8 protein-coding genes are annotated in these 8,254 nt (G+C 51.7%); all 8 read right to left on the reverse strand.

Going from position 1 to position 8,254, the window contains the following annotated elements; translation table 11 throughout:
- Nucleotides 1-53: 53 nt before the first annotated feature.
- On the reverse strand, nucleotides 54-4,082 hold the full coding sequence (gene rpoB, locus F3J29_RS22245) for a DNA-directed RNA polymerase subunit beta (RefSeq protein WP_166869350.1): 4,029 nt from the start codon (nucleotides 4,080-4,082) through the stop codon (nucleotides 54-56).
- A 326-nt stretch (nucleotides 4,083-4,408) separates the two neighbouring features.
- On the reverse strand, nucleotides 4,409-4,774 hold the full coding sequence (gene rplL, locus F3J29_RS22250; RefSeq protein ID WP_008460150.1) for a 50S ribosomal protein L7/L12: 366 nt from the start codon (nucleotides 4,772-4,774) through the stop codon (nucleotides 4,409-4,411).
- Nucleotides 4,775-4,840: 66 nt separating this feature from the next.
- Complete coding sequence (rplJ, locus tag F3J29_RS22255) at nucleotides 4,841-5,338, reverse strand: 50S ribosomal protein L10 (RefSeq protein ID WP_002438625.1); 498 nt, start codon at nucleotides 5,336-5,338, stop codon at nucleotides 4,841-4,843.
- Nucleotides 5,339-5,637: 299 nt separating this feature from the next.
- The gene (gene rplA, locus F3J29_RS22260) at nucleotides 5,638-6,342 is read right to left on the reverse strand and encodes a 50S ribosomal protein L1 (RefSeq protein WP_039289255.1); all 705 of its coding nucleotides are present in this window, start codon (nucleotides 6,340-6,342) and stop codon (nucleotides 5,638-5,640) included.
- A gap of 3 nt (nucleotides 6,343-6,345) precedes the next feature.
- Nucleotides 6,346-6,774 (reverse strand): 50S ribosomal protein L11, encoded by a 429-nt coding sequence (gene rplK, locus F3J29_RS22265; protein WP_008460147.1) that lies wholly within the window; start codon nucleotides 6,772-6,774, stop codon nucleotides 6,346-6,348.
- A gap of 154 nt (nucleotides 6,775-6,928) precedes the next feature.
- Nucleotides 6,929-7,474 (reverse strand): transcription termination/antitermination protein NusG, encoded by a 546-nt coding sequence (nusG, locus tag F3J29_RS22270; protein WP_002438628.1) that lies wholly within the window; start codon nucleotides 7,472-7,474, stop codon nucleotides 6,929-6,931.
- Nucleotide 7,475: 1 nt separating this feature from the next.
- Nucleotides 7,476-7,859, reverse strand: coding sequence for a preprotein translocase subunit SecE (secE, locus tag F3J29_RS22275; RefSeq protein WP_008460146.1), 384 nt, complete (start codon nucleotides 7,857-7,859; stop codon nucleotides 7,476-7,478).
- A 234-nt stretch (nucleotides 7,860-8,093) separates the two neighbouring features.
- A partial coding sequence (locus F3J29_RS22280) for an EF-Tu C-terminal domain-related protein (RefSeq protein ID WP_498043893.1) occupies nucleotides 8,094-8,254 on the reverse strand: 161 nt, incomplete at its 5' end.

The raw sequence follows: 8,254 nt of genomic DNA on the forward strand, positions 1-8,254 counted from the left end.
GCACTCTGTGATGCCCGGCGTTAGCCGGGCACCCTGGACCTTTTGAGCAACGATTACTCGTCTTCCAGCTCGATGTTGATACCCAGCGAACGGATCTCTTTCAACAGTACGTTGAAGGATTCCGGCATGCCCGGTTCCATCTGATGGTTGCCATCCACGATGTTCTTATACATCTTGGTACGGCCGTTCACGTCATCAGACTTAACGGTCAGCATTTCCTGCAGGGTATAGGCAGCGCCATATGCTTCCAGCGCCCACACTTCCATCTCACCGAAGCGCTGACCACCGAACTGAGCCTTACCACCCAGCGGCTGCTGAGTAACCAGGCTGTAAGAACCGGTAGAACGCGCGTGCATCTTGTCATCAACCAGGTGGTTCAGTTTCAGCATGTACATGTAACCTACGGTTACCTGACGCTCAAACTGCTCACCGGTACGGCCGTCGAACAGGGTGATCTGGCCAGAAGATGGCAGACCGCCGAGTTGCAGCAGCTCTTTGATTTCCGACTCTTTTGCACCGTCGAATACCGGAGTAGCAATCGGCATACCTTTTTTCAGGTTTTCAGCCAGGCGCAGAACTTCTTCGTCGGTGAAGGTATTCAGATCAACCTTCTGACGAACGTCTGTACCCAGGTCATACGCTTTCTGGATGAATTCGCGCAGTTTGGCGACTTCCTGCTGCTGTTTCAGCATGGCGTTGATCTTCTCGCCGATGCCTTTCGCAGCCATACCCAGGTGGGTTTCCAGAATCTGACCGATGTTCATACGAGACGGTACGCCCAGCGGGTTCAGTACGATGTCTACCGGCGTGCCGTTTTCATCGTAAGGCATATCTTCGATCGGGTTGATCTTGGAGATAACACCTTTGTTCCCGTGACGACCTGCCATCTTGTCACCAGGCTGGATCTGACGTTTAACGGCCAGATACACTTTCACGATTTTCAGCACGCCAGGTGCCAGGTCATCGCCCTGAGTGATTTTACGGCGCTTAGCGTCGAGTTTCTTCTCAAACTCGTGCTTCAGCTCGTCGTACTGCTCCGCCAGCTGCTCCAGCTGGTTTTGCTTCTCTTCGTCGGTCAGACCGAGTTCCAGCCAGCGGTCACGTGGCAGTTTGTCGAGCTTGTCAGCTTCAACGCCACCGGAAACCAGTACGGCATAGATACGGCTGAACAGGCCAGCTTCGAGGATCTGCAGTTCTTCAGACAGGTCTTTCTTAGCCTGCTTCAGCTGCATCTCTTCGATTTCCAGCGCACGTTTGTCTTTTTCCACGCCATCGCGGGTAAAGACCTGAACGTCGATGACGGTACCGGAAACGCCGTTTGGTACGCGCAGGGAAGAGTCTTTAACGTCAGACGCTTTCTCACCGAAGATTGCGCGCAGCAGTTTTTCTTCTGGCGTCAGCTGGGTTTCACCTTTCGGCGTTACCTTACCAACCAGAATGTCACCGCCGGTCACTTCAGCACCGATGTACACAATACCGGACTCATCCAGTTTGGAGAGCGCAGCTTCACCCACGTTAGGGATGTCAGCGGTGATCTCTTCTGGCCCCAGTTTGGTGTCACGAGACACACAAGCCAGTTCCTGAATGTGGATGGTGGTGAAGCGATCTTCCTGAACAACACGCTCGGAAACGAGGATGGAGTCTTCGAAGTTGTAACCGTTCCAGGGCATGAACGCTACGCGCATGTTCTGGCCAAGCGCCAGTTCACCGAGGTCGGTAGACGGGCCGTCTGCCAGCACGTCGCCACGTTCGATTGGCTCACCCAGGGACACGCAAGGCATCTGGTTGATGCAGGTGTTCTGGTTAGAACGGGTGTACTTAGTCAGGTTGTAGATGTCGATACCCGCTTCGCCTGGGTACATCTCGTCTTCGTTAACTTTGATAACGATACGGGATGCATCAACGTACTGAACGGTACCGCCACGTTTCGCTACGGCAGTAACGCCGGAGTCAACGGCTACAGCACGTTCCATACCGGTACCAACCAGCGGCTTATCAGCACGCAGAGTTGGAACCGCCTGACGTTGCATGTTCGCACCCATCAAGGCACGGTTGGCGTCATCGTGTTCCAGGAACGGGATCAGGGACGCACCGACGGAAACCACCTGCTGGGTGGAAACGTCCATGTAGTCAACCTGGTCGTTACTGAACAAGCTGGACTCACCTTTGCTACGGCAGGTTACCAGGTCGTCTACGAAACGGCCTTCTTCGTTCAGGTTGGTGTTCGCCTGAGCGATGACGTAGTTACCTTCTTCGATAGCGGACAGGTAATGAATTTCGTCGGTCACAACGCCGTCAACAACGCGACGATACGGAGTCTCAAGGAAGCCGTATTCGTTAGTCTGTGCGTACACGGACAGGGAGTTGATCAGACCGATGTTTGGACCTTCTGGGGTTTCGATTGGACACACACGACCGTAGTGGGTTGGGTGTACGTCACGTACTTCGAAGCCCGCACGCTCACGGGTCAGACCGCCTGGGCCCAACGCGGAGATACGACGTTTATGCGTAATCTCGGACAGTGGGTTGTTCTGGTCCATGAACTGAGACAGCTGGCTGGAACCGAAGAACTCTTTCACTGCTGCAGAGATAGGCTTGGCGTTGATCATATCCTGAGGCATCAGGGTATCCAGATCGCCCAGGGACAGACGCTCTTTCACCGCACGCTCAACACGTACCAGGCCAACGCGGAACTGGTTTTCCGCCATTTCGCCTACGGAACGGATACGACGGTTGCCGAGGTGGTCGATATCATCCACTTCGCCCTGGCCGTTACGAATACCGATCAGCTTACGCATAACTTCGATGATGTCGTCTTTGCTCAGGATGCCCGAGCCTTCGATTTCATCACGCAGCAGAGAACGGTTGAACTTCATACGACCTACCGCGGACAGGTCATAGCGGTCTTCGGAGAAGAACAGATTCTCGAACAGGCTTTCAGCCGCTTCACGCGTTGGTGGCTCACCAGGACGCATCATACGGTAGATTTCAACCAGCGCGCTCAGGCGGTCATTGGTTGGATCGACGCGTACGGTCTCGGAGATGTAGGCACCGTGATCAAGATCGTTGGTGAACAGCGTTTCAATACGCTTGTGGCCTGACTGGCTCAGTTTGGCCAGCAGATCCAAAGACAGTTCCATGTTCGCCGGGCAAATCAGTTCGCCGGTAGAAGCATCAACGTAGTCTTTAGCCGCAACTTTACCGGCGATGTACTCAACAGGAACTTCGATATGTTTGATATCGTCTTTTTCCAGTTGGCGAATGTGGCGCGCGGTGATGCGGCGGCCTTTTTCAACGTACACTTTGCCGTCAGCTTCGATGTCGAAGGATGCGGTTTCGCCACGCAGGCGCTCCGGTACCAGCTCCATTTGCAGCTTGTTGTCACGGATTTCGAAATTAACTTTCTCAAAGAACAGGTCAAGGATCTGCTCAGTGGTGTAGTTCAGTGCACGCAGGATGATAGTCGCAGGCAGTTTGCGGCGACGGTCAATACGCACGAACAGGTTATCTTTCGGGTCGAATTCGAAGTCCAGCCAGGAACCACGGTAAGGGATGATACGTGCGTTATACAGCACCTTCCCTGAAGAGTGGGTCTTACCTTTGTCACTGTCGAAGAACACACCCGGGCTACGGTGAAGCTGAGAAACGATAACGCGCTCAGTACCGTTGATAACGAAAGTCCCGTTGTCGGTCATGAGCGGAATCTCGCCCATGTACACTTCTTGCTCTTTGATGTCTTTAACGGTGCCTTCCGGCGCTTCGCGCTCGTAGATCACCAGACGCAGTTTCACACGTAGCGGAGCAGAATACGTCACGCCACGGATTTGACATTCTTTAACGTCAAATACAGGTTCGCCCAGGCGATAGCTCACATACTGCAGCTCAGAGTTGCCGCTGTAGCTTGCGATCGGGAATACGGAGCGGAAAGCAGCTTCCAGGCCGTACTGTCCTTCGGGATCTTGCTCGATAAACTTCTGGAACGAGTCAAGCTGGATAGAAAGGAGATAAGGAATGTCCAGTACTTGTGGACGCTTTCCAAAATCCTTACGAATACGTTTTTTCTCGGTATAGGAGTAAACCATTAGGGTTCCTCAGCTCGCTGACAAGTCGACCCATCTGCCCGTCGAAAAGGGCAGTTTATGCAACACTATTTTGTGGACCGGAAAGTGGAACACTCCCCGCAATACCTGTTTCTATCACTCTTAAACCATTTCATTGCGCTTTACCCCGGAACTCCCGGCGTAGAAAGTCGCAGTATATTAAGGCGTCGATAGAGACATGCATTGAATGGAAACCAGCAGACAAACAGTGTGAAACACTACTGGTACCCTACAGCGCAAAAAGGCTGGTGACTAAAAAGTCACCAGCCATCAGCCTAATTACTTAGGCTGCAACCGGAAAGGTTGGCTTATTTAACTTCAACTTCAGCGCCAGCTTCTTCCAGAGATTTTTTCAGAGCTTCTGCGTCATCTTTGCTGATGCCTTCTTTCAGAACGGCATTCGGGGTTTCTGCCAGGTCTTTAGCTTCTTTCAGACCCAGGCCAGTTGCGCCACGAACTGCTTTGATTACGGCAACTTTGTTAGCGCCAGCAGATTTCAGAATAACGTCGAACTCAGTTTTTTCTTCAGCAGCTTCAGCTGGGCCAGCAGCAACAGCTACAGCAGCAGCAGCAGAAACACCGAATTTTTCTTCCATTGCAGAGATCAGTTCTACAACGTCCATTACGGACATAGCGGATACTGCTTCAATGATTTGATCTTTAGTGATAGACATTTAAATTGTTCCTGAATATCAGAATAAGTTTATACGTAAGCGAATACTTGATAAAGAAAACTGCGATTAAGCAGCTTCTTTCGCATCGCGTACAGCAGCCAGAGTACGAACCAGTTTGCCAGCCGAAGCTTCTTTCATGGTTGCCATCAGGCGTGCAATTGCTTCTTCGTAGGTCGGCAGAGTTGCCAGGCGGTCGATTTGCGACGCCGGGATCAGCTCACCTTCAAAGGCAGCGGCTTTGACCTCAAATTTTGCATTCGCTTTAGCGAACTCTTTGAACAGACGAGCGGCAGCGCCCGGGTGTTCCATAGAATATGCAATCAGGGTCGGACCAACGAACGCGTCTTTCAGGCACTCAAACTGAGTACCTTCAACAACACGGCGCAGCAGGGTGTTACGAACAACACGCATGTAAACGCCGGCTTCGCGACCTGCTTTACGCAGTTCGGTCATTTTGTCTACAGTAACGCCACGGGAATCCGCAACTACTGCAGACAGCGCGCCTTTGGCTACTTCGCTGACTTCAGCAACAATCGCTTGTTTGTCTTGAAGATTTAAAGCCATTAGCTTTTGCTCCTGGGTTTTAGCCGGGACGAAACGTCCCGAAACTCACTTCGCACTTAACCAAAATGGAAAAGTGCGTCTACATACGGTGAGCAGAAACAAGCTAAAGACTATCTAAAAATATTCTTCAGGTTCTGTCACCGTCTACGCAGGCAATTAAGTCTCTTGCGAAACACCTGCGGTCTTGGACGGAGGCCTGGATAAGGCCAGGCTCCAACCGAAAATTCTTTGTGTTCTGCCTAAACAGAACAACGGGCGTAAGATAATAGACTAATCTTTCGCCCGCGTAAAGGCGATTATTAGTTCGCCGCTGCGTTCAGACCAGCCTGGTCAACCGCAACACCTGCACCCATGGTGGTGGAGATGCTAACTTTCTTGATGTACACGCCTTTAGCCTGAGATGGTTTTGCTTTTTTCAGCGCAACCAGCAGAGATTCCAGGTTTTCTTTCAGTTTGTCAGCGTCAAAGTCCACTTTACCGATGGTGGTGTGGATGATGCCGTTTTTGTCGTTACGGTAACGAACCTGACCTGCTTTAGCATTTTTAACTGCTTCAGCAACGTTAGGAGTTACGGTACCCACTTTCGGGTTTGGCATCAGGCCGCGTGGACCCAGAACCTGACCCAGCTGGCCAACAACGCGCATTGCATCTGGAGATGCGATAACAACGTCGAAGTTCATTTCGCCTTTCTTGATCTGGTCAGCCAGATCTTCCATACCTACCAGCTCTGCGCCAGCAGCTTTAGCTGCTTCAGCGTTAGGGCCCTGAGCAAATACGGCTACGCGAACGGAACGGCCAGTACCGTGTGGCAGTACAGTTGCACCACGAACGTTCTGGTCAGATTTACGAGCATCGATGCCCAGGTTAACAGCAACGTCAACGCTTTCAACGAACTTAGCGGTAGCCAGTTCTTTCAGCAGAGCGATAGCTTCGTTGATGTCGTACTGTTTGGTAGCATCAACTTTGTCACGGATCACGGACATGCGCTTGGTCAGTTTAGCCATTTCTTAGTCCTCCACTACCAGGCCCATGGAACGTGCAGTACCTTCAATGGAGCGAGTCATCGCTTCAATGTCGGAACCAGTCATGTCGGCAGCTTTGGTCTGCGCGATTTCCTGCAGCTGAGCGCGGGAAACTTTACCCACTTTGTCTTTGTTCGGCTTACCGGAACCAGACTTGATACCAGCCGCTTTCTTCAGCAGAACTGCTGCTGGAGGGGTTTTGGTAACGAAAGTGAAAGAACGGTCAGCGTAAACGGTAATAACAACCGGAATTGGCAGACCTTTTTCCAGGGATTCAGTTTTTGCGTTGAACGCTTTACAGAATTCCATGATGTTCACACCCTGCTGACCCAGAGCTGGACCAACTGGTGGACTTGGGTTCGCCATACCAGCTGCAACCTGCAGCTTGACGTAGGCTTGTACTTTCTTAGCCATTCTAAAATCCTCTGATTGGGTAATAGCGCCTCAAGAAGGCTCCCCGTGAATAAACGTCTTACGTGTACTGGACACATAAAAACAAAAGGCGCGAAATTGTATGCCAATTTCGCGCCCTGTGCAATGAATAATCGCTGCTTAAACGATCAAATTATCAGGCTTTCTCAACCTGAGCAAAATCCAGCTCAACCGGCGTTGCGCGTCCAAAGATGGAGACGGAAACCTTCAGGCGGCTCTTCTCGTAATCCACTTCTTCAACCACACCGTTGAAGTCCGCAAACGGACCATCGCTAACGCGTACCATCTCACCCGGCTCAAACAGCGTTTTCGGACGCGGCTTATCACCCACCTGCTGCAGGCGGTTCATGATCGCATCAACTTCTTTATCGCTGATAGGGGCTGGACGATCGGAAGTCCCGCCGATGAAACCCATTACGCGCGGAACGCTACGCACCAGGTGCCAGCTTGCGTCGTTCATCACCATCTGGACCAGAACGTAGCCTGGGAAGAATTTACGTTCGCTCTTACGGCGTTGGCCACCGCGGATTTCAACAACCTCTTCGGTTGGAACCATCACTTCGCCAAACAGCTCTTCCATATTATGGAGTTTGATATGCTCGCGCAGCGACGTAGCTACACGACCTTCAAAACCGGAAAACGCCTGAACGACGTACCAACGCTTTTTAGGGGCTTCAGACATCTCAGAACCTCAGGCCAGTAATAAAAGATACCAGGCGGACCAGAATACCATCCAGCCCCCACAGAATCAGTGACATCACAGCGGTAACCGCCGCCACGATTAAAGTGGTGTGCAGAGTTTCCTGGCGAGTAGGCCAAATAACCTTACGTACTTCAGTTCTTGCTTCACGAGCAAACGCCACGGTTGCTTTGCCTTTTACCGTCAGCAGCGCAACACCACCCGCTGCTGCAATCAGGATGACCACAGCCAGTGCACGAAGCGGCAGAGTGATATCACGATAAATGTAGTTGCCCACGATTGCCACGAGCAGCAAAACGACTACTGCCAGCCACTTCATCGCTTCGAGGCCACGCCCGCTCCCTTGAGCTTCGGTATTCGCACTCATAAACCAACCTGTCACAATAAATCAGACAAACACTTTTGCCCCGCCACTGCGAGGCAAACCAAACCGAATGGTTCTTTTCAGACACTACCCGGCATAAACGCCATCTTCAGAGCCTGTCTCAGCAATGATTATCGGTAAAAAATCACTGATGAGCCAGGTTCTGGTTCGAAAGCGTACAAAAAGGGCATCAAATGATGCCCTCTTCTTGTGCATTGCGTCAAATGTTATCAGCGATTAAGCGATAACTTTAGCAACAACGCCTGCACCAACAGTACGGCCGCCTTCACGGATTGCGAAACGCAGACCGTCGTCCATCGCGATTGGGTGGATCAGGGTAACAACCATTTTGATGTTGTCGCCTGGCATTACCATCTCTACGCCTTCTGGCAGTTCGA

Source organism: Enterobacter sp. Cy-643, assembly GCF_011752815.1.
In the GTDB taxonomy this organism is placed as follows: Bacteria; Pseudomonadota; Gammaproteobacteria; order Enterobacterales; family Enterobacteriaceae; genus Cedecea.